The organism is Sphingobacterium sp. Ag1 (assembly GCF_000988325.1).
In the GTDB taxonomy this organism is placed as follows: domain Bacteria; phylum Bacteroidota; class Bacteroidia; order Sphingobacteriales; family Sphingobacteriaceae; genus Sphingobacterium.
Map to the genome: position 1 here is coordinate 176,588 of NZ_LBGU01000041.1, position 20,810 is coordinate 197,397.

General features: G+C 39.8%; 20 protein-coding genes and 1 pseudogene. 15 read left to right on the forward strand and 6 right to left on the reverse strand.

Going from position 1 to position 20,810, the window contains the following annotated elements; translation table 11 throughout:
• Positions 1–909: an NAD(P)/FAD-dependent oxidoreductase gene (locus AAW12_RS15565; RefSeq protein ID WP_046674560.1), complete on the forward strand. Its 909-nt coding sequence runs from the start codon at positions 1–3 to the stop codon at positions 907–909.
• 104 nt (positions 910–1,013) lie between these two features.
• On the opposite strand, the pseudogene AAW12_RS26830 reads toward AAW12_RS15565, so the two are convergent.
• Positions 1,014–1,142 (reverse strand): annotated as a pseudogene (locus tag AAW12_RS26830) (DUF418 domain-containing protein); the annotation flags it as partial.
• Between the two features lie 27 nt (positions 1,143–1,169).
• Positions 1,170–1,466 carry a winged helix-turn-helix transcriptional regulator gene (locus AAW12_RS15570; RefSeq protein ID WP_197084056.1) on the reverse strand — a complete coding sequence of 99 codons (297 nt, stop codon included), beginning with the start codon at positions 1,464–1,466 and terminating at the stop codon, positions 1,170–1,172.
• Between the two features lie 142 nt (positions 1,467–1,608).
• On the opposite strand from AAW12_RS15570, the gene AAW12_RS15575 reads away from it, so the two are divergent.
• A complete protein-coding gene (locus AAW12_RS15575) occupies positions 1,609–2,208 on the forward strand; it encodes a nitroreductase family protein (RefSeq protein ID WP_046674562.1) in 600 nt (199 codons plus the stop codon).
• 41 nt (positions 2,209–2,249) lie between these two features.
• Here the strand turns inward: AAW12_RS15575 and AAW12_RS15580 are convergent, their stop codons facing one another.
• Together AAW12_RS15580 and AAW12_RS15585 are read right to left on the reverse strand one after the other, a co-directional pair.
• Complete coding sequence (locus AAW12_RS15580) at positions 2,250–3,194, reverse strand: MBL fold metallo-hydrolase (RefSeq protein WP_046674563.1); 945 nt, start codon at positions 3,192–3,194, stop codon at positions 2,250–2,252.
• A gap of 63 nt (positions 3,195–3,257) precedes the next feature.
• The gene (locus tag AAW12_RS15585; protein WP_046674564.1) at positions 3,258–6,524 is read right to left on the reverse strand and encodes a carboxypeptidase regulatory-like domain-containing protein; all 3,267 of its coding nucleotides are present in this window, start codon (positions 6,522–6,524) and stop codon (positions 3,258–3,260) included.
• A gap of 282 nt (positions 6,525–6,806) precedes the next feature.
• Between AAW12_RS15585 and AAW12_RS15590 the strand changes: the two genes are divergently transcribed.
• The 4 genes from AAW12_RS15590 (at position 6,807) to AAW12_RS15605 (ending at position 8,925) form a co-directional block, all read left to right on the forward strand.
• A complete protein-coding gene (locus AAW12_RS15590; protein WP_197084057.1) occupies positions 6,807–7,319 on the forward strand; it encodes a DUF4269 domain-containing protein in 513 nt (170 codons plus the stop codon).
• A gap of 17 nt (positions 7,320–7,336) precedes the next feature.
• Positions 7,337–7,894, forward strand: coding sequence for a Crp/Fnr family transcriptional regulator (locus tag AAW12_RS15595; RefSeq protein ID WP_046674566.1), 558 nt, complete (start codon positions 7,337–7,339; stop codon positions 7,892–7,894).
• 77 nt (positions 7,895–7,971) lie between these two features.
• The gene (locus tag AAW12_RS15600) at positions 7,972–8,289 is read left to right on the forward strand and encodes a DMT family transporter (RefSeq protein WP_046674567.1); all 318 of its coding nucleotides are present in this window, start codon (positions 7,972–7,974) and stop codon (positions 8,287–8,289) included.
• A 165-nt stretch (positions 8,290–8,454) separates the two neighbouring features.
• Positions 8,455–8,925: a hypothetical protein gene (locus AAW12_RS15605; protein WP_046674568.1), complete on the forward strand. Its 471-nt coding sequence runs from the start codon at positions 8,455–8,457 to the stop codon at positions 8,923–8,925.
• Between the two features lie 141 nt (positions 8,926–9,066).
• Here the strand turns inward: AAW12_RS15605 and AAW12_RS15610 are convergent, their stop codons facing one another.
• Entirely contained in the window at positions 9,067–9,798 is a 732-nt protein-coding gene (locus AAW12_RS15610) for a DUF1080 domain-containing protein (protein ID WP_084823208.1), read from the reverse strand.
• Between the two features lie 681 nt (positions 9,799–10,479).
• Between AAW12_RS15610 and AAW12_RS26740 the strand changes: the two genes are divergently transcribed.
• The 9 genes from AAW12_RS26740 (at position 10,480) to AAW12_RS15645 (ending at position 19,617) form a co-directional block, all read left to right on the forward strand.
• On the forward strand, positions 10,480–10,602 hold the full coding sequence (locus tag AAW12_RS26740) for a hypothetical protein (RefSeq protein ID WP_262506868.1): 123 nt from the start codon (positions 10,480–10,482) through the stop codon (positions 10,600–10,602).
• Between the two features lie 27 nt (positions 10,603–10,629).
• Positions 10,630–11,007 carry a hypothetical protein gene (locus tag AAW12_RS15615; RefSeq protein ID WP_053003743.1) on the forward strand — a complete coding sequence of 126 codons (378 nt, stop codon included), beginning with the start codon at positions 10,630–10,632 and terminating at the stop codon, positions 11,005–11,007.
• Entirely contained in the window at positions 11,008–11,085 is a 78-nt protein-coding gene (locus tag AAW12_RS26835) for a potassium-transporting ATPase subunit F (protein WP_084823209.1), read from the forward strand.
• Positions 11,086–11,226: 141 nt separating this feature from the next.
• The gene (kdpA, locus tag AAW12_RS15620) at positions 11,227–12,912 is read left to right on the forward strand and encodes a potassium-transporting ATPase subunit KdpA (RefSeq protein WP_046674569.1); all 1,686 of its coding nucleotides are present in this window, start codon (positions 11,227–11,229) and stop codon (positions 12,910–12,912) included.
• 26 nt (positions 12,913–12,938) lie between these two features.
• Entirely contained in the window at positions 12,939–14,948 is a 2,010-nt protein-coding gene (gene kdpB, locus AAW12_RS15625) for a potassium-transporting ATPase subunit KdpB (RefSeq protein ID WP_046674570.1), read from the forward strand.
• Positions 14,949–14,973: 25 nt separating this feature from the next.
• Positions 14,974–15,540 (forward strand): K(+)-transporting ATPase subunit C, encoded by a 567-nt coding sequence (locus tag AAW12_RS15630; protein WP_046674571.1) that lies wholly within the window; start codon positions 14,974–14,976, stop codon positions 15,538–15,540.
• A gap of 47 nt (positions 15,541–15,587) precedes the next feature.
• The gene (locus AAW12_RS15635) at positions 15,588–16,673 is read left to right on the forward strand and encodes a porin (protein ID WP_046674572.1); all 1,086 of its coding nucleotides are present in this window, start codon (positions 15,588–15,590) and stop codon (positions 16,671–16,673) included.
• A 61-nt stretch (positions 16,674–16,734) separates the two neighbouring features.
• Complete coding sequence (locus AAW12_RS15640; RefSeq protein WP_046674573.1) at positions 16,735–17,856, forward strand: histidine kinase; 1,122 nt, start codon at positions 16,735–16,737, stop codon at positions 17,854–17,856.
• Between the two features lie 24 nt (positions 17,857–17,880).
• Entirely contained in the window at positions 17,881–19,617 is a 1,737-nt protein-coding gene (locus AAW12_RS15645) for an ATP-binding protein (RefSeq protein WP_046674574.1), read from the forward strand.
• A gap of 127 nt (positions 19,618–19,744) precedes the next feature.
• Here the strand turns inward: AAW12_RS15645 and AAW12_RS15650 are convergent, their stop codons facing one another.
• A complete protein-coding gene (locus AAW12_RS15650; RefSeq protein WP_046674575.1) occupies positions 19,745–20,746 on the reverse strand; it encodes an aldo/keto reductase in 1,002 nt (333 codons plus the stop codon).
• Positions 20,747–20,810: the final 64 nt, after the last annotated feature.

Genomic DNA, 20,810 nt, shown 5'->3' on the forward strand with positions numbered 1-20,810 from the left:
ATGAAAGATGATAGAAGCTATGAGGTAATTATTGTTGGGGGAAGTTATGCGGGGCTTTCTGCAGCGATGGCATTGGGACGTTCCTTACGGAATGTGTTGATTATCGATAGTGGGCTACCTTGTAATCGACAGACGCCGCACTCTCATAATTTCATTACGCATGATGGTGAAAAGCCGCTTAGTATAGCGAAAAAAGCGAGGGAGGAAGTTCTGAACTACCCGAGTGTCAAGTTCCAGAAAGGGCTTGCTGTGAGCGGCACGAAGACAGCCACAGGGTATGAAATAACCACCGAAAATGGGGACGTCTTTCACGCTAAAAAGCTCATTTTTGCGACCGGTGTGGAAGATATTATGCCTAGTATACAAGGATTTTCAGCCTGTTGGGGAATTTCGGTTATCCATTGCCCATATTGTCACGGTTATGAATTTCGAAAAGGAAAAACTGCTATTATGGCCAATGGAGAGCGTGCACTTCATGTAGCGGGATTGGTCAATAATCTCTCGAACGACTTAACGCTATTGACTTCGGGTAAGGCTAGTTTTGATGTTAAGCAGAAAGCAAAACTAAAGTTACACGGTATTTCGATTATTGAAGAAGAAATAAGTAAAATCCAGCACAAGAATGGATGGGTCCAACAGGTAGAATTAAAAGACGGTCGTGAACTTACCTTCGATGCTGTTTATGCTGCCATTCCTTTTAGGCAACATTCGGCTATTCCTGCCGCCTTAGGTTGTGAAATAACGGAACAGGGACATATCAAAATAGATAATTTTCAAAAAACTTCACTTGCAGGAGTTTTTGCCTGTGGAGATAATTCCAGTATGATGCGTTCGGTGGCGAATGCTGTTGCTGCAGGAAACCTAGCTGGAGCAATGGTTAATAAAGAACTTGTTGATGAGGTTTTTTAATGGCCATATTGATCTGTTTTCTGGCAGTGGTCGCACTTTGTTAATTCATCAGGAAGTTTTTACAAAAACTTCCTGATCCGTAAATGTTGTCTTTAAACGTGTCCCTAGTTCGATGCTTGTCTTAAAAGAAATTCAAATGGACCGTTCTTAAATTTTTTTGTCCAAATTTTGCTAAAATAATAGCTGTCGATAAGATAAACCGACACTAGGAAGTGATCCTTTATGATGGATAATCGTTTTAAAAGTCGACGGTCCCTTCTCTACATTTGTTGAATACGTTCGGTCCGACTAGCCGTTTCCCGTCCCCATTCTGCAATAGATTCTAATAGCGGAATAAGCGTCTTGCCGAATGGTGTAAGTTCATAATCTACTTTTAAAGGGGCTTTATCGGTATGTACTGTACGCTTTACTAAACCATCAGCCTCAAGTTCCTTTAATTGTAAGCTCAAAGTTCGCTCGGTAATTAGTGTACATTCTTTTCTTAATTCATTATAACGTTTTTTTTCAATTAGATGAATCAAAATTACTGCTTTCCATTTTCCGCCTATGTATTTCATAGTCAGGCTGGTACTGCATGGGTATTGTTTGTTGTCTATCAAATACATCTGTTACTATCAAGTTTGACCGTTATTGCAAATATATAACACTATATTTAAGTTTGCAACTATAAAATATATAGTTAATTTAATCTTGTATGTTATGGCTTTTTTAGAAACTGCAAAGCAACGTTACACAACGAAAAAGTATAATTCAGAAGCGCTAATTCCGGAGGAGAAAATCGCTGAATTAAAGGAAATAATCCGATTGAGTCCATCTTCCATCAATAGCCAGCCATGGAAGTTCTTCTTTGTCTCTTCTGGGGAGATGAAACAAAAACTCGCTGCCGCATCCTATTGGAACGCACAGAAGATAAATGAGGCAAGCCATCTGGTTGTCTTTAGCGCACTTACCGATGTTGATCGCTTTGAAGAGCAAATCGCAAACACGCTTCCAGAGGGATCGATTAATTACTATAAGCAATTTTTGCAGTCGAAAGGGGAGGTTCATGTTCAATCCTGGATGAAGCAACAGGTATATCTTTCTTTGGGATTTTTCCTTGCAGCCTGTGCTGCAAATCATATTGACGCAACCCCAATGGAAGGAATTGAAAATACCGTCTATGATGAAATACTGGAACTCGAGGGTTATCAGACGTTGTTTGCAGTTGCTATTGGCTATCGACATGTGGAGGATGCAAATCAGCCTGCCATTACCGCAAAATCACGCTTGACAATTGCAGATATAATTGAAGAGTTCTAGGTAAAAAAGATGAAACCAAAAGTGGTTTCATCTTTTTTACATTAGTTTAAACTTATCTTTTTGCCCTGTTCGGGGAAAACATAATTTATTTTAAGTGGATTATTCTTGAGCAATTCGTTTTTAATGATTTCAGGGTTATCACCAGTTGGTTTTCGGTGTGTGACCACTATGCTTAGCCCTTCCAAGTTTTTCAGTCCCGTTTTTTCTTTGAGCTTTAGGAGTTCTTCTAGCAGCAAATTGGGGGTTAGGTGACCGAAGAGTAAATTTTCTGGCTGATTATTTGGGAAGGAGACTTCAATCAATATGCTGTTTAATTGTTTATTTTTGATCAGTGGGGTAATCGTATTCCAGAGCTTATCCAGCTGATCGGATTTTTCCACCCGGTCCGCGCCAGTATCGCCGAGGTAAAGGAGGTAGTGATTATCATGGCGGACAAGTGCTGCACTGCTTTTATATGGATTTACATGGCTCAGCTCATATGCCGTCAAAGATAATGCTGTATTTGGTACTTGCATTTCCAGCCCCTCCTGTAAACTGTTGTAATGATACTTTCCTAGTATGGGTTTTTGGCCCTGATCCCCAAAATTGATCCAGGTATCCGTGATAAAATAGTGATTTTGTAGAATTTGAAGGACCGGATCAATAGCGAAAATGTTCTTTTTGCTATCGGCAGGAGAATTAATAATAAGACCCGATAGATGATCGAGATGTCCGTGGGAAATGAAATATCCCTTTATTTGGTTATGCAAAATTGTTTCGACCGATCCATTTAGACTTTTCAACACAATAGCTTTTCTAATCCCCGTATTTATGGTTCCGGCATCGAGGCAAAGGAAGGCCGTATCTCTTGGAGTGCCTACTAAATAAGCAGAAAGATTGTCTTCTTGTTCGCCACCATATATTCCCAGCGGGACAAGGTCAAAATGTTGGGCATGGCAGGTCATGGTCACAAGAAATGTAAAAATGGAAAGCGCTAGTTTTTTCATGATTATTAAACTAAAAACCCATCCATTGTTATAGGATGGGTTCAAATTTACGTTTTTTTTTGTTTATTGGTTGAATCGGTAACGTACACCCAGCTGAATTCTCCAGCGTGAAGTTTCATCCACACTATTTGAGAATGTATTGGTCAGTGGAATCTGATTGGTAGCATCTAAATAAGGGAAGGAGAATGTTGGCTGTCCCTGCGCATTCAATCCTTTGTAATTTAAGATACCGTTTGCTTTGTTGGCAAATTGGGCAACTCCCCAGCTTTTGTTGATCATATTACCGAAATTAAATACATCAAAAGTAATCTGCAATTGATGTTTCTTACCGCTGGTATTTAAAAATACATCTTGTGCGATGCGGATATCCAGTGTTCCGATCATTTTTCCTACCAATCCGTTACGTTTCGCGTATTGGCCTCTGTGCGCGTTTAGGTAATTGTCCTGATTAATGTATCCGTTCAATTGAGACCATAATTGATCAGCTGTCCGAGTGTCTTGCGCATTGTCGCCAACAAGTGCAATTTCAGCTTTACTATTCGGAATGTAGATCAAGTCATTACCCGACAAACCATCATTGTTCAGGTCACCGCCATAAGTATAAGAGTAGCGAGGCCCGTCCTGCAGTTGATAAAATAAGGAGAATGTCGTTCCTAAATGATCCAGGTATTCTTTACGGTAAGAGAAGTTGGCAATAAATCTATTTTTAACCAAATAAGTTGAATAAGATAGGTCAGCGCTATTTGGATTATCCGACACATAGCGATCGCGCCACATTGACTGCGCAATAGATCCTCCATCGTTCACAGATCTTGAATCTGTATAGGTATAACCGATATTTGCAAAAAATCCACCTTTGAACTCTTTCGACAATGTTCCTGTCAAGGTATAACTATAACCTTTTGATGTATTGGACATGACAATAGCGTCCGAAATATTAGGGTTTTCGGGAGTAGGTTTAGCAGCACCATAAATACGAGGAGTACTGTAACGCATACGGTTATCCGCACCAACCAAAGCTTCGCCTTCCGTTGTATTTAGATTGACATTACGGAAGTAGACCGAATTGATATCTTTTGAATACATGGCTTCAAAAGTTCCAATAACACCGCCCGGTAATTTTTGGTCAACGGCAAGGTTCGTTCTCCAAAGCTGCATAAATTTGAACTTATTATCCGTTACCGCCAAGTTATAACTCGAGTTGTTGGCTGCAGTTTGGTGGTTTACATTGCGATAAGCATCTACATCAGGTGTAAATGGGCGGTTTGTAGGATTATTAATGGATTCAGAACCAAACATGACACCATTGTTTCCGGCCTGATTAGAAATCCATACTAATGGCGGACGACCCGTAAAGATTCCCGATCCACCACGTACCTGCGTTTGATTTGTTCCATTGACATTCCAATTAAATCCAATTCGTGGCGACCAAAGAATTGCACTCTTTGGATATTTTGAGACGTCAATCTTTTCACCTTGATCAAAATTCAACTTGGTTACATTATCATTTTTCAGTTCATTGGGGGATGATATGTTAGTCAAATCGGCTCTCAATCCAGCAGTCAATTTAAAATGATCATTTACAGCATAGGCATCCTGTGCATATAGACCAAACATACGTGCTGAAATTTCTGCATAAGGAAATGACCCATCAGGTGAAACAGAATATTGGATTTGGTATTTGGTTGCGTTAGAAACATTATTTTTTGCAGAGTTGTAGAAGTCATCTAAACTGGCAAATGTATAGGATCCATAATAGTTCGGTGCAAATCCATTGGTGGTTTTGTAATTTTCAAAATTGGCTCCCAAGGTAATCTCATGCTTTCCGGCATAAATATTAAAGTTGTTGGTTGCTTGAAATACCTTCGTCTTTAAGCTATTAAATGCTGTAAATGGTTCGTAACCAAATGCTGTCATGCTACTACCGTCGGGGTTCATGATGTCTACCAAAGGAAATGGTTGGCCACCTTTCGACTCTCTATAGTCGTTCATGACATTGTAGCCTACGGTCAATGAATTAGAATATTTGCTACTGATACGCGTACGTAATTCTAAATTCACATTGTCCATGTTGTTGTTTATACCGTAGCCTGCTGAGCTGAAAGGTAGGCCAAGGTTGGACGGTTGCCGATTATTTTTGGGCGCGCCGCTATTGGACGGTAAGATGTCGCGATAGGAACGAAAGTAGAAATATTTAGCGCTTAAGGTATTTTTTTGATCGATATTGTAATCTAATTTAACGGAAAATTTGTCACTGCGTGTATCCAAAGGATAATCTTGATAAGATCCAGGATTATACCCGATCGATTTAAGGTAGTTGGCTAGCTCATCAAGTTTCTCCGCAGATACGGTTGAAACATTCGGCCCCGTATTTCCTCCGCGTGAAGCTATAAAATTTGTTCCTGGGTCTGTTCTTCGCTCAAGCTCGCCGCTTGCAAAAAAGAATAGCTTGTTTTTGATAATTGGTCCCCCCACGGTAAAACCATAGCCTTTTAAGCTGAAGTTGTTGACTGGTGCTCTTAGTCCGGCCGAATTGTATTTGTTGACTAAATTCTGATTTCTGAAATAATAATTTAACGAACCTTGTACTTCGTTGGTACCACTTCTTGTTACGGCATTGATTGCAGCACCGGTAAAACCATTTTGTCTTACGTCATAAGGAGCAATGTTTACTGAAATCTCCTCAAAGGCATCCATATTGATAGGTTGCGAGTTTGTTTGGCTTCCGATGGTTCCCTGTAGTCCAAACGCGTTGTTAAATAGCGCGCCATCGATGGTAAAGTTATTGGCAAGGTTGCTTCTTCCTGCAAAAGAAGGATTACCGTACTGCATCGAAAATTGAGGGGTCAGTTTGACAAAGTCTGTAAAGCTTCGATTGAGTGTAGGTAGATTTTGAATCGCTGTGCGGGAAATGTTTTGTGCAGCACCTGTTCGGCCGGAGTTGAAGACTTTGCCCTGTCTCGTACCTACAACGACAGCTTCATCCAATACCTGCGATGCGGACTGCATCTGAATATCTAATGTTGAGCTTTGTCCCAAAGCCAGTTTCTCGATCTGCTTGATATTGGGTGAATGCCCAAGATAAGTTACCGTGATTTGATAAGGACCACCGATTCTCATATTGGGGAGATTATAGCGACCGTCACTTCGTGATGAAGTAACGTACTTTGTCCCGGAGGGCAAATGTATGGCTTCGATTGTCGCCCCATTGATTGGCGAATTTCCCGCTCTGACGGTTCCATTCAGAGCAGAGGTGGTTTCATTTTGCGCATAGGTAAGTGAGGTACCGATTGTGCTTAGCAAAATACTGGTAATCAAATGTTTTCTCATTTGTTTTGTAGCTGTTTAAATGACTAGGTGATTTTTAAACCGCGATAAAGGTAGGAGAGTAGTGTTGATTTTGTGTTAAGTAAATATTATTTAACGGTTTCCACTGTCGTAGGTATAAACCGTTTTTTACTGTTGATAATTCAGTCCAATCTTGTTTGCGGCTATTTTTTAATTTTGATTATGTTTACGTTTTTTCTTTTGTTGTTTAGTATATTCAAACCTATTTAACCGGATTGGATTTTATCGTTACTTATGACCATAAATTTTAAAAACATAGATTATTTGAAGTCTGGAAACGACGTGCAGAAAAAAGCCTATCGGTTATTGACTGATTATCACATTACTACCCTTCTTGATGCTTATGATCCGATTGTAGTTGGTACGATACCGATTCAGCTGGATGTGGGTGGGAGTGATATAGACATTATTCTGTGTGTCGACGATTTTGATGCTCTTGAAGAAATGCTGTCTCTTAATTTTTCGAAGCATGCACATTTTCGGTTACGGCGGCCGGCCGATCGCGTAATCGTCTGCCGTTTCACGATTGAAGAGCAGCTTTTTGAAATTTATGCAACGGATGAAGCAACTGAAATTCAGAATGGATACTTACATATGCTTAAAGAGCATGAAATTATTCAATTGAGGGGTGGAGAATTCGCTGAACAGGTCAGACAGCTCAAGAGGAGTGGGATAAAAACTGAGCCTGCATTTTGTCAGCTATTGGGAATTGAAGGCGATGCATATACAGAACTTCTAAAGTATAATCCAGCAGATAACACGATGAACTATGAATGATTTTAATCTATAATAGAATGAATCCCCTAATTGAACAGTTCAAAAAATATGGCTATCTCAATGAAGCAATTGAGAAAGCGGTAGAAAATAGAACGCGTTATTTCTTTAAGAAAAAGGGCGAGCATTTTTTGAGAGAAGGGCAGCATTTATCAAGCTATTTTGTTTTAAGTACAGGATTACTACGAGCTTATTTTTTTAAAAACGGACGTGAAATGAACAGCTGGTTTGGTGAGGAAAACCAGATTTTTGGATCGATTTTACCCGTTTATACTGAAAAACCCTCTTTTGAAAATATTCAGCTTCTTGAAGATTCCGAGATCTATGCTATTTCTGTAGACGATTTGAATGAATTGTATAGAATTTATCCTGAACTAAATCTTATCGGTCGGAAGATTGCCGAGGAGGTTTGTATTATTCTTGAAGAACGGATTATGTCGCTGCATACCGAATCTGCAGTAGAACGATATCAATCGCTCATACGCTTACAGCCCAATTTGTTAAATAGAATTAATCTCGGTCATATTGCATCATATTTGGGGATTACACAAGAAACACTAAGTCGGATCCGGCGATAAGGTACGATTTTGATATAAGTCAAAAAATGCCCCTCATTTAGCGATTATCTTTGCTGTAGAAATTTAAACTATTGAAAATGAATTGGATTGCATTGATCATCGCTGGCATTTTTGAAATTGGCTGGCCGCTCGGATTAAAAATGGCTCAACAGCCAGATTCAAATAAATTGGGTTGGATCATATTGGCTATTGTTTCTATGAGCATTAGTGGAGGATTATTGTTTTACGCTCAAAAGGCAATTCCTATCGGTACAGCTTATGCCGTATGGACAGGTTTGGGAGCTGTGGGAACATTGATTGTTGGAATCTTTTTTTTCGGAGATTCTGCCAATATATTTAGGCTCCTTTCAGCAACATTGATCGTCGCTGGAATTATCGGTTTAAAAATATTCTAAAAAGCCACAGGAAATGCTATTTATGTTAGGGAAGATTTAAATAAATTATATAGGTGAGCTCAATTTGCTTGACTAAAATGTTCAACGTCGTTTGAAACGCACTTTTTTAATCAAAACTCCTTATAAAAGAGTAGGTTGGGATGATTTTTGCTTGATAATCAAATTATGAGGCAAGAACTAGCAGAAAAAATAGAATTGTATAGTAAAAGGTACGGCCTATTTATGCGGCCAGAGTATATTAGCTTTGCTCGGGACACGACAAGACTATTGCTTCGCAATGAATGTCTCCGTGAAGGTGATATAAAAGCGTACCAAGACTATATTGCTTCTCATTATCCGGAAGATCTTCCCTGGGAAATGAAACAATATCAGGAAACGACCAAAGCATTGGAACGAATGAGTAAGGAAATGGCAATTGCTTGGGTGAATACGCATCAAATCAATATTTTCGAATCCGATATTTTTATCGATGATGAAGATTCAATTTTGCGCCCTATTCAGTCAAAGGATGAAGATATGTTTCGCTATAATTTTAATGCGTTGGAAGAACTCATCTACAATCACCAAAGACCAGAAGATCTATTTCGGCGGAATAGGGATTGTTTTTGGATAGATACAAGAATTGAATGGAGGTAGTTTGCAGCTCATCTTGATGCTGTTTCCCAAGCATTATCTCCTTTTATAATGAATACTTCTTGCGATATTTTTTATTATCGAGACGCTAAAACAATTTTTTGTTTTAGCGTCCAAGTCCTTCGCATATGTGAAGAACTTTTTTTATAAAAGCTTTATTTTTAGATTTCTAAACGATACGCCTCTCGACCAATCCTGCAGTGCTAATTTCCCATTGATATGCTTACCAAACTCCGGATAATCTTTGAAATTGCTATGCTTTACTAAATCTTTCCATTTAGCTGAATTAAAATCCATTTCAGCAGTGATTTTACCATTTAGGAAGAATGTTATTTTTCCATCTTTCTGAATGATACTGGATTCATTCCAATCATCTTGCGTTTTAATGTTCACAAAGTTTTGTTGCGGTAGAAATGTATAAAGACAGCCCGAACGCTTTAGCGGTTTATCAAAATCAGGATGGGAATCTGCCAACAGTTGGTACTCCGGCCCAGAATGGTAGGTCGCATTAATATCGGGTCTTTCCTGTACGTTGACAAAAACGCCACTATTTCCCTCTTTTTCCAGCTTCCATTCAAACTTAAACTCATAATTTTTATACTCTTTGTCCGATACCAAGTCGTATTTTTGGCTTTCACTGTTGGGGTCACAGTAAATTGTTCCATTTTTTACAATCCAGGCCGTAGGCGCATTTTTGCTATTATTGTACGTATGCCAATTGTTGAGCGTGGTACCATCAAATAAAAGTTGCCAGCCGTTACTTTGCTCTTCTTCTGTCAATGTATTGGAATTGCTTTTTTCATTTTGACAGGAGAGTAAAATACAGCCCAGAAAGGCCCATAGGGTGATTTTTTTGAAAAAGTTTAAGTTTATCATTGTTTTTATTTGTATAAGTGTCTCTTTAATACGTTTCCCAACTAATATGTATTCCCTAAAATAATTTTTAATGTGAACTTTTGGAGACAATTTCATATTCCTTTGCAAATTTGTTACATAGTGCTTCTGCTAATACCCATCCGGAGGTTCACATATTCTCCCATTCATTCATGAAGTTCTAAAATGTGCTGGCCCATCATTTTAAAAGATAAATCGGCTCAAGCCGTCTATACTTTTTTGGTCACCTTTCAAGCATAGATGACAAGGTACACATTATAATGTTTTGATCACATTTTCAGCATAGTCATTCTCATTTTGATAAAATAACCTTATCAAAATGATAGGATTCTCCAATTCTATTTTGTGACTTATTTTTTTATATCATCTGATTAGTAGTGTTTTATGATGTTTTTTGGCGCAGTGGAACAGGATTTGGCTTATTGGGACAAATGAATGTAAATATGAAAACAGGACGGAAAAGAAAAGTATGTGATAAGAGTCCACCGAGGGGACAATCGGCAAAGCTACTAGCATTAAATTCAAGTTTAAAAAATGAAATCGCAAGTCACTAATAAAGTTTAACAATGGTAATAACAATCATACTCATCATAACTGGACTATTTTTCTTCTGGTTATTCTATAAAATGGTCGACTTTTTCGGCAAAATATAAAATAAATAATATGAAAGAGAAGCAAGAAAATAAAGGCAGAGGTTCCGCTCATAATGTGTCGGGCGACCGTATAGCGAAGTTCATCGTAGTGGTATTGATTATTGCAATGATTTTTCAACTCTATATAGGTTAGATTTTGAAGCATAGTTTTACGTATAACATGAAAAAATTAAATCAATACGGTGCAGGTTTGTATATGGCGCTCCATTATAAAGAAATCCGATCAGAGATTAGTTTCCTATTACGGAAGCACAATTTTGCAGGAGCTTTACAGGCCGTTATTAATCATCTTCGGAGCTTAATAGTACTGCAAAGCACGGACAAAATTTGCCAGCATATTCATTTCCTCGGAATGATTTATGGACGAGGAAACAATTATGTAAAATACATTTTGGAAAATCTTTTTGTTAGATCTTTAGGAGGCCTTCGACGTATAAGTTCGGTCAATGCATGGGCAGAAATCGAAGCCCAGCTACCAACACCATTTTTAGAGGTCCTCAAAGGACAACAAATCCATAATCTTCTAATATCAAAGTAAATGACAGCTTTATTTATTGTAGCACTACTGGTTTTTACATACATCTGTTATGTACTCTTAAGGCCGGAAAAATTTTAATAACAAGATTACTCATTCGTCATTGTCAGCGATGAAACTGCGCTTTCAGTCAGTCCTTTTGGCATTACGAAGTCAAAAGAAGGGCTTAAAATTAGCTGACGATTGATCATGATACACTTTTTATACAAATCAATTAAAGAAATGAATACAGAGATTCTTGGAATCATAGTGATGTTCATCGTAACATTACTACTCGGACTTCCCCTCGGGAAATATATAGCTAAGGTATATGGTAACGAAAAGACCTGGTTAGATCCATTGTTTCAACCATTGGAACGTTTTTTTTATCGAGTGACAGGAATTAATCCGAATGTTCAGATGACTTGGCAACAGCACCTCGTTGCTCTTCTGACAATTAATCTAGTGTGGTTCCTGTTGAGTATGGCTATCCTGATGAATATGGGAAGTTTGCCTTTAAATCCAGATGGAAATCCTGGAATGACTGCTGATTTGGCTTTTAATACCAGTATATCCTTTTTGGTTAACTGTAATCTCCAACACTATTCTGGGGAGTCGGGCGTGAGTTATCTGGGACAAATTTGGCTCATGTTTCTTCAATTCGTGACTGCAGGCGTGGGAATGGCTGCTGCAGTGGTTATTTTTAAAGCTTTTAGGGATAAAACAACAACGCAATTGGGCAATTTTTACTATTTCTTTGTGAAATCTTGCACCCGCATTTTACTCCCTATCTCGGTCCTGGTTGCTGCCATTTTCGTGTTCCAAGGCATGCCGATGACTTTCGAAGGTAAGGACAGGATGATTACTGTCGCTGGCGATACCGTACAGGTAAGTCGAGGACCAGTAGCTGCCTTTGTCCCAATTAAACATCTGGGAACAAATGGAGGTGGTTTTTTTGGTGCGAACAGTGCGCATCCATTCGAAAATCCCAATTATTTGACCAACATGGTGGAAATGATTGCCCAGTTTATTATCCCGATGGCGATGATATTTGCATTCGGCTTTTTTATTCGCAAGCGTAAATTTTCATGGATGATGTTTGGCGTGATGACCATTGGGTTTATCATCCTGACGATTCCAAATATAAAAATGGAAATGGCTGGAAATCCAGCGATCGCACAGATGGGTATTGATACGTCTATGGGTGCTATGGAGGGAAAGGAAGTACGCATTGGTGCCGCAGCATCCGGTTTTTGGAGTATTGTCACAACGATGATTTCGACGGGTTCTGTCAATTCTATGCATGATAGTTACATGCCCTTATCTGGTATGAACGAACTGATAGCCATGATGGTGAATGCTTTTTATGGCGGTGTGGGCGCGGGGATACTCAATTTCTTCATTTTTATTATACTCGCCGTTTTCATTAGTGGCTTGATGGTGGGGCGCACACCAGAGTTTATGGGTAAGAAAGTTGAAGCGCGCGAAATGAAAATCGCCATGATTGTTGCTCTTGCCCATCCTTTTCTAATCCTTGTCGGTACAGCACTTGCGACAGCGTTTCCAGCCCAAGGTGCTTCTACATTGAACAACCCTGGATTCCATGGTTTTAGTGAAATATTGTACGAATATACTTCATCCGCAGCTAACAATGGAAGTGGTTTTGAAGGTCTTGGAGATAATACCATTTGGTGGAACATTTCGACAGGTATCGTATTGTTACTCGGCCGATTTATACCGATTATAGGCCCAATTGCTATTGCGGGGTTATTGGCTGAGAAGAAATTTATACCTGAAAGCGAGGGAACGCTAAAAACTGATACAAGTACATTCGGTTTAATGGTATTCGCTGTAATCGCGATTATTGCAGCACTCTCTTTCTTCCCTGCGTTGGCATTGGGTCCAATTGCGGAATATTTTTCCATGTAATACGTAAAAATTAAAGAATTCTAAAAATGAGCAATCAACAAACATTGTTTCAGAAAGAGCTTGTACAACAAGCGTTAAAGCAATCTTTCGTGAAGCTAAATCCTAAAATAATGTTCCGTAATCCAGTGATGTTTACCGTGGAAATCGGGACGTTGATTATGGCCGTGGTTTGTCTTTGGATAATGACCGGAGAAAAGTCACAGGGTACACTCGGTTATAATTTTACGGTATTTCTTATTCTATTTTTAACCTTGCTGTTTGGCAATTTTGCGGAGGCAATTGCCGAAGCCCGCGGGAAGGCGCAAGCAGATAGTCTTCGGAAAACTCGGGAGGAAACTCCTGCAACCCTGCGCGATGGTCGGGTCGTTTCATCCGCTCAATTGAAAAAAAATGATGTTTTTGTTTGTCAGGCTGGTGATGTAATTCCATTGGATGGGGAAATTATCGAGGGGTTGGCGACAATAGATGAAAGTGCAATTACCGGTGAATCAGCACCGGTGATCCGCGAGGCTGGGGGCGATAAAAGTTCAGTTACAGGTGGCACCAAGGTTTTATCCGATCGAATTGTCGTGCAGGTAACGACAGAACCGGGTGAAAGCTTTCTGGATAAGATGATCGCATTGGTCGAAGGCGCAAGCCGCCAAAAAACACCTAACGAGATTGCCTTAACCATCCTTTTGGCAGGTTTTACACTTGTTTTTATTATCGTAACGGTGACCTTAAAACCATTTGCGGATTATGCCAATGTCGGTATCACCATTGCTTCGTTTATTTCACTTTTTGTCTGTCTGATTCCAACGACAATAGGTGGTCTTTTATCGGCGATTGGTATCGCGGGAATGGATCGCGCACTTCGAGCGAATGTTATTACAAAAAGTGGCAAGGCAGTTGAAACGGCTGGTGACATTGATGTCTTGTTGCTTGATAAAACTGGAACCATTACGATCGGAAATCGTAAGGCGACAAATTTTTACCCTGCCGATGGTGTCATGAAAGAAGCGCTGGTACGTGCAGCAACATTGAGCTCCATGGCGGATGAAACACCAGAAGGGAAATCAATTGTCGAATTGGCTGGTGTCAACCCATCGAGCTATAAGGTCGAAAACCCGGCATTCATTAAGTTTACCGCCGAAACCCGTAGCTCGGGAATAGACTTTGAACAGACACGTATTCGTAAAGGTGCAACAGATGCTATTCGAAATATCATTGTAAAGGCTGGAAATCTATTTCCTCAGGAAATAGATGAGCGCGTAAAGCTTATCTCTCAAAATGGGGGGACCCCATTGGTCGTAGCCGAGAATGAACAAGTACTCGGTGTCATAGAATTGCAGGATGTGATAAAACCCGGGATTCATGAACGCTTTGAAAGGTTGCGAAAAATGGGTATTAAGACTGTTATGGTGACAGGAGACAATCCGTTAACGGCCAAATATATTGCCGAAAAAGCGGGGGTGGATGATTTCATCGCCGAAGCGAAACCCGAAGACAAGATGAACTATATCAAAAAAGAACAGCTTGACGGGCGATTGGTCGCCATGATGGGGGATGGTACAAACGATGCTCCGGCACTTGCACAAGCGGATGTTGGTGTAGCAATGAATAGCGGTACGCAAGCTGCAAAAGAGGCTGGAAATATGGTCGATCTCGACAATGATCCGACCAAATTGATCGAGGTTGTGGAGATAGGTAAGCAATTGTTGATGACCCGGGGTACGCTGACAACATTCAGTATTGCAAACGATGTTGCCAAATATTTTGCGATTATTCCGGCCCTGTTTATTGCGGCAATACCGGCACTTCAAGGTTTAAATATTATGCAGCTCAGTAGTCCACAAAGCGCCATACTATCGGCTGTCATCTTCAACGCAATTATTATCCCATTACTGATTCCTTTGGCATTAAAGGGAGTCGCATACAAACCTATAGGCGCAAGCGCATTATTACGGAGAAACCTGCTCGTTTTTGGACTTGGTGGAGTTCTCGTTCCATTTATTGGTATCAAGGTCATAGACCTGCTGGTTTCGCTATTTATCTAATACATTTTTAATAATTAAAACAAAGATGAAAACACATATATATCCAGCAATAAAGATTACAATAGTTTTATTGCTCCTGCTGTCAGTTGTATATCCGGCCCTTGTTTGGGCAATAGCTCAGATAGCACCTAATCATGGAAAAGGGGAAATGCTAGCGTACAACGGGCAAAAGTATTACAGAAATATTGGACAGGCCTTTACGCGTGATGATTACTTCTGGTCGCGTCCTTCCGCTGTTGGTTATAATGCAGCAGGATCGGGAGGAAGTAACAAAGGACCCTCTAATGGGGAATATCTTTCGGAAGTTAAGGCCCGTATTGATACGTTCTTAGTCCACAATCCCACCGTAAAACGCGAACAGGTACCGGTAGACATTGTTACAGCCAGTGGCAGTGGTTTGGATCCAGATATCTCGGTAGAGGCCGCAAAAATACAAATCGATCGTGTTGCGAAAGCAAGAGGTATATCGGTAAATAGCTTACAGTCTCTCGTTGATGCTCACGTTCAGACCCCTCTATGGAATATGTTTGGACCTCGCAAAATCAATGTCCTTGAACTAAATATTGCTGTGGACAAGATGGTCGAAAAATAAAATTGACCTGATGGGTCATTGATTTACACTTTACAAGAACGATATACATGAAAAAACTAGCGATGTTGGCCTGTTTACTCGCAGGAGCAACACAATTATTTGCACAGCAAGATACAACTCAAAATACCCAATTGTCTATCAGTGGTTACCTTGAAGCATATTACCTTCGGGACTTTAACAACCCAATTGGAAATACACGCCCAGGCTTTGTATATAGTCACAACAGAACAAATGAAGTAAACATAAACTTGGCACTTTTAAAAGCTGCGTACGAAACAACAAATACCCGTGCAAATCTTGCTTTAGGTGTCGGTACATATATGAATGCGAACTACAGTGCGGAACCCGGTGTCTTAAAAAATATTTACGAAGCGAATGCCGGTGTTCGTATCTCGAAAAAACATAATTTATGGATCGATGCTGGAATATTTTCTTCCCATTTGGGCTTTGAAAGCGCTATAGGAAAGGATAATTGGACTGTAACAAGGAGTATTTTTGCTGATAATTCCCCTTATTTTGAAACCGGCGCAAAAATATCCTATACATCCGCATCGGGAAAACTATTTTTAAGCGGGCTTATTTTAAACGGATGGCAGCGGATTCAACGTGTGGATGCTAGCAGTTTACCTGCATTTGGACATCAATTAGTCTATAAACCGACAGCTAAATGGACTATCAATAGTGGTTCTTTTATCGGCAGTGATAAAGCGGATAGCGTCAGACAGATGCGCTATTTTCATAATCTATATGCCATTTATCAAATGAATGAAAAGCTGGGAATTACATTCGGATTTGATATTGGAGCGGAACAAAAAGCAAAAGGCAGCTCAACGTACAATGTATGGTACACGCCTGTGTTAATTGCACGATATGCGACGACCGAAAAATTTAGCTTAACAGCAAGAGGAGAATATTACAACGATAAGCATGGTGTAATCGTTTCGACTACGACAGATCAAGGTTTTCAAACGTTTGGCTATTCTTTAAATGCAGATTATGCAATTCTTCCCAATGTCCTTTGGCGCACGGAACTACGTAATCTCACCAATAAAGATGCTATTTTCCTTGATCGGACAAATGAGTTGGTGAAAAATAGTTTGACGGCTGTCACAGCACTTACAGTTAGTTTTTAAAACAATCGTTCCTGCCGTGTGTTGGATCGGCAGGAACTTTCTGAAATGAAAGGCAATAAAAATGGAAGAAAGGAAAAGCGCTGAACACTTTTTGGACCTTATCCGAAAATCGAGAAGAGGTCGCTTCAAACTTTATATCGGCATGAGTGCAGGCGTCGGAAAAACTTACCGCATGTTACAGGATGCCCATACACTTTTACAGGGAGGAATCGATGTACGTATTGGCTATATTGAGACACATAATCGGAAGGAAACCCATCAATTGCTGGATGGTTTACCCGTTATAGCCCGACGCCATCTTTTTTATAAAGGCAAACAGTTAGAGGAACTGGATCTTTATGCTGTTTTGAATTCACATCCTGAGGTCGTCATTATCGATGAGCTGGCACATACCAATATTGAAGGCAGCAAAAATACCAAAAGGTGGCAGGATGTTATGGAGATTCTGGAAGCCGGGATTAATGTGATCAGCGCTGTAAATATCCAGCATATTGAGAGTTTAAACGAGGAGGTTAAAGCGATTACAGGGGTTGAAGTGCAAGAACGTGTCCCTGACAGTGTTATTGATTCCGCCGATGAAGTCGTTAACATTGACCTTACTGCAGAAGAACTTATCATCCGCCTAAAAGAGGGCAAGATCTATGACGCTTCAAAAATTCAGGCAGCGCTTCAAAACTTCTTTAAAAGCGAACATATCTTGCAATTGCGGGAAATGGCGTTGAAAGAAGTGGCTTCCCAGGTTCAACGTAAAGTGGAGATCGAAGTTCAACCTCAACGATGGGTACGAAAGGAGCGTTTTCTGGCTTGTATAAGTTCCAATGAAATAAAAGCAAAAAACGTGATCAGAAAAACAGCGCGCTTAGCAGGATATTACAATAGCAGTTGGTTTCTGCTGTATGTACAGTTGCCAAAAGAGCGTGGCGATCGGATAGCCTTAAATAAACAGCGGCACCTGATCAATAACTTTAAGCTGGCGACAGAACTTGGTGGTGAAATTATCAAAGTGGAAAGTCATAGTGTGGCAAAAGAGATTCTCGCTTTGTGCGAGCTCCGCAAGATCACCACAGTTTGTATTGGTAAACCACGATTATCTCTTTTAAGGATGTTACTTGCTAAGGATACATTTAGCAAATTGCTGACGCAACTGTCGACCGAAGACATCGACCTGATTATATTGTCATAATGATAAAGGTAAATTGTGAATAAGATGAAAATAAAAACGAAACTTACCTTTGGTGTAGGATCACTTTTTCTCATGATCTTTCTACTCGCCGCTTTAAGCGGCTGGTATGTAAACCGGTTAAAAAAGGATACCGCAAATATATTGACAGCAAATTACAACACGCTGCTGTATGCCAAGAATATGTTATTGGCTTTGGAGGAAATTCCTGTTGAAAAAACTGCTTTTAAGAACTTCGAGGTCAACCTTGACAAACAACGGAGAAATGTTACTGAAGTCGGAGAGCAACAAACAACGAACGCGATTGCTGAACATTTTTTAAAACTGAAATATAAGCCCTTAGACATCACTATCATCTCGTCCATCAGAAAGGATATTGCTTTGTTAATGGAGCAAAATATGACGGCAATTTCTCGGAAGAGTATTGTTGCGGATCGCACCGCAGAACATGCAATTTTGGTCATTTCATTTGCTGGGGCACTCTGTTTTATTATTGCTTTTATATTGCTGGTCAATTTGCCGTCCAATATAGCTGATCCCATAGCAAAATTGACAGCGAGTATTCGACAGATTGCAGGACAGAACTACAAAGAACGAATTCAGGTACAGAGCGGAGGTGAGTTTGCTGAACTCGTCGCTTCATTCAATTCCATGGCAGAGAAACTTGAAGAATACGCTGAAAGTAAACTTGAAAAAATTTTAAAGGAAAAAAGTCGAATCGAGTCTCTTGTGGATCATATGCATGATCCGGTGATAGGCTTCGACGAAGAGCGACGTGTTATTTTTGTCAACGAGGAAGCGCTTCGCATCACCAATCTACATAAAGATCAACTTCTCGGAAGATCTGCTTTGGCGGTTTCAGATGAAAATGATCTTGCTAAAGATATTTTTAAAGACCTGTTCCTTCCTGTGGAGCAACGTGAAAAGAATGCTGTTAAAATTTATGCGGACGATAGAGAAAGCTATTTTGAGAAAGATGTTATCGATATCAATGTTTTGCCGACAGGTGAACTGGAATCAAAGTTTATTGGGCAGGTGGTTATCCTAAAGAATATTACGCCATTTAAGGAACTCGATCTTGCAAAAACAAACTTTATCGGCACCGTTTCTCACGAGTTCAAAACACCTATTGCTGCAATTCAGATGGGGGTTCAATTGTTGGAAAATGAACAAATAGGCCATCTGAATACCGAACAGCTCACCTTGTTAAACGGAATAAAAGAGGATTCTAACCGACTGCTTCAAATAACCGGTGAACTGTTAAATATGACCCAGGTTGAAAGTGGTTCCATCCAAATTAACTTACATACGACAGAAATACAGCCTATTATTGAATATGCTATCATGGCGAATCAATTTGCTGCGAATCAAAAAAATATACACTTTGTTATCGAGGTAGATCCCAAAGTGAAAGCTATATTTGCTGACAATGAGAAAACTGCCTGGGTTCTTACCAATTTTCTTTCCAATGCGATACGTTACTCGCATGAAGATTCGGTCATTCGTATAGGGGTGGAAAATAACGAACTTAAAACAAAATTTATCGTTACCGACAGCGGGCAAGGGATCGAGCCTAAATATCTGGATAAAATATTTGCACGCTACTTCCGTGTACCAGGGTCCAAAAAAGGTGGAACAGGACTTGGTTTAAGTATTAGTAAAGAGTTTATAGAAGCGCAAGGAGGCGAGATTGGTGTTGAAAGTGATTATGGCGCAGGAAGTTCTTTCTATTTTTCATTACGTACTGCTATTCCCGATAATTAATACATACTAATCGGATCGTATCTGTTCCTATAGTGCATTATGACAACACGACAAAGTTGGATCAGGTGAGAACAGTTTTTGAGATTATAAGTGGTGCCGGCGAGCCACTCATAATCTCAAAAATGGATTAATGGTTAACTAAAGCCATAGCACCTTCGCTGTATCGAGCTCCGATATTAGGGTATTTATGGAGTATTTCATCGATTGTTTTTAAATCATCATTCGATAATTGTATGTCAAGGGCGCCCACATTTTCTTCCAGGTATTTTCTTTTTTTAGTTCCTGGAATGGGAATGATGTCATTTCCCTGTGCCAGTACCCACGCTAAAGCGAGCTGTATAGGACTACAGTTTTTATCTTTTGCCAGTAGAGAGAAGTCGGCGACCAATTGTGCATTGTTCAGAGCATGTTCGCCTTGATTACGCGGTAAGGTTCTTCTAAAGTCGTCCGAAGCGAGATTTTCTAGATTTAAAGAATTTGAAAATAATCCACGCGCTAGCGGTGCATAAGGAATTAAACTTATTCCCAATTGACGTACAGTCTTTAGGATTTCTTTTTCTACATCGCGTGTAAGGAGCGAATATTCGCTCTGTAAAGCAGCTATAGGGTGTACGGCATTTGCTTTGATGATTGACGCAGGGGATGCTTCGCTTAAGCCAAGATACCTCACTTTTCCTTCTTTAACCAATTCCGCCATAGCGCCTACGGTCTCTTCGATGGGAATATTGGGATCTACGCGATGTGCATAATAAAGATCTATGGTATCTATTCCAAGGCGTTTTAAACTTTTTTCCACCGCTAATTTTATCCATTCGGGCGAGCCATCGAAATAGGTGTTTGCCGTACCACTTGGACCTGCTACTTCATCTTTAAAGCGAAACCCAAATTTTGTTGCAATAAAAACTTTGTCACGGTTGGGAACAAGTACTTTTGAAATAAGCTCCTCATTGGCACCGTTGCCGTACATATCTGCGGTATCCCAAAAATTAATGCCTAGGTCCAATGCTCTTTCCAATGTAGCAATGCTCTCTTTCTCGTCCGTAGGTCCGTATGCAAAGCTCATTCCCATACAACCTAATCCAATCGCAGAGAGTTTTTCATTTGTTGTTCCAAGATTTCTATATTTCATAATAATGATATTTTGTTTAATACAAAAGTACACATGGAATAAACGAAGGGAGTTAAGACAATCA

Excerpts from the sequence above, each read along its gene's own strand:
- AAW12_RS15570 (WP_197084056.1), bottom strand. The coding sequence starts at position 1,466 with ATGAAATACATAGGCGGAAAATGGAAAGCAGTAATTTTGATTCATCTA.
- AAW12_RS15645 (WP_046674574.1), top strand. The coding sequence starts at position 17,881 with ATGAAAATAAAAACGAAACTTACCTTTGGTGTAGGATCACTTTTTCTC.
- AAW12_RS26740 (WP_262506868.1), top strand. The coding sequence starts at position 10,480 with ATGAAAGAGAAGCAAGAAAATAAAGGCAGAGGTTCCGCTCATAATGTG.
- AAW12_RS15610 (WP_084823208.1), bottom strand. The coding sequence starts at position 9,798 with ATGATAAACTTAAACTTTTTCAAAAAAATCACCCTATGGGCCTTTCTG.
- AAW12_RS15565 (WP_046674560.1), top strand. The coding sequence starts at position 1 with ATGAAAGATGATAGAAGCTATGAGGTAATTATTGTTGGGGGAAGTTAT.
- AAW12_RS15600 (WP_046674567.1), top strand. The coding sequence starts at position 7,972 with ATGAATTGGATTGCATTGATCATCGCTGGCATTTTTGAAATTGGCTGG.
- AAW12_RS15615 (WP_053003743.1), top strand. The coding sequence starts at position 10,630 with ATGAAAAAATTAAATCAATACGGTGCAGGTTTGTATATGGCGCTCCAT.
- AAW12_RS15585 (WP_046674564.1), bottom strand. The coding sequence starts at position 6,524 with ATGAGAAAACATTTGATTACCAGTATTTTGCTAAGCACAATCGGTACC.
- AAW12_RS26835 (WP_084823209.1), top strand. The coding sequence starts at position 11,008 with ATGACAGCTTTATTTATTGTAGCACTACTGGTTTTTACATACATCTGT.
- AAW12_RS15595 (WP_046674566.1), top strand. The coding sequence starts at position 7,337 with ATGAATCCCCTAATTGAACAGTTCAAAAAATATGGCTATCTCAATGAA.
- kdpB (WP_046674570.1), top strand. The coding sequence starts at position 12,939 with ATGAGCAATCAACAAACATTGTTTCAGAAAGAGCTTGTACAACAAGCG.
- AAW12_RS15630 (WP_046674571.1), top strand. The coding sequence starts at position 14,974 with ATGAAAACACATATATATCCAGCAATAAAGATTACAATAGTTTTATTG.
- kdpA (WP_046674569.1), top strand. The coding sequence starts at position 11,227 with ATGAATACAGAGATTCTTGGAATCATAGTGATGTTCATCGTAACATTA.
- AAW12_RS15580 (WP_046674563.1), bottom strand. The coding sequence starts at position 3,194 with ATGAAAAAACTAGCGCTTTCCATTTTTACATTTCTTGTGACCATGACC.
- AAW12_RS15640 (WP_046674573.1), top strand. The coding sequence starts at position 16,735 with ATGGAAGAAAGGAAAAGCGCTGAACACTTTTTGGACCTTATCCGAAAA.
- AAW12_RS15635 (WP_046674572.1), top strand. The coding sequence starts at position 15,588 with ATGAAAAAACTAGCGATGTTGGCCTGTTTACTCGCAGGAGCAACACAA.
- AAW12_RS15650 (WP_046674575.1), bottom strand. The coding sequence starts at position 20,746 with ATGAAATATAGAAATCTTGGAACAACAAATGAAAAACTCTCTGCGATT.
- AAW12_RS15575 (WP_046674562.1), top strand. The coding sequence starts at position 1,609 with ATGGCTTTTTTAGAAACTGCAAAGCAACGTTACACAACGAAAAAGTAT.
- AAW12_RS15605 (WP_046674568.1), top strand. The coding sequence starts at position 8,455 with ATGAGGCAAGAACTAGCAGAAAAAATAGAATTGTATAGTAAAAGGTAC.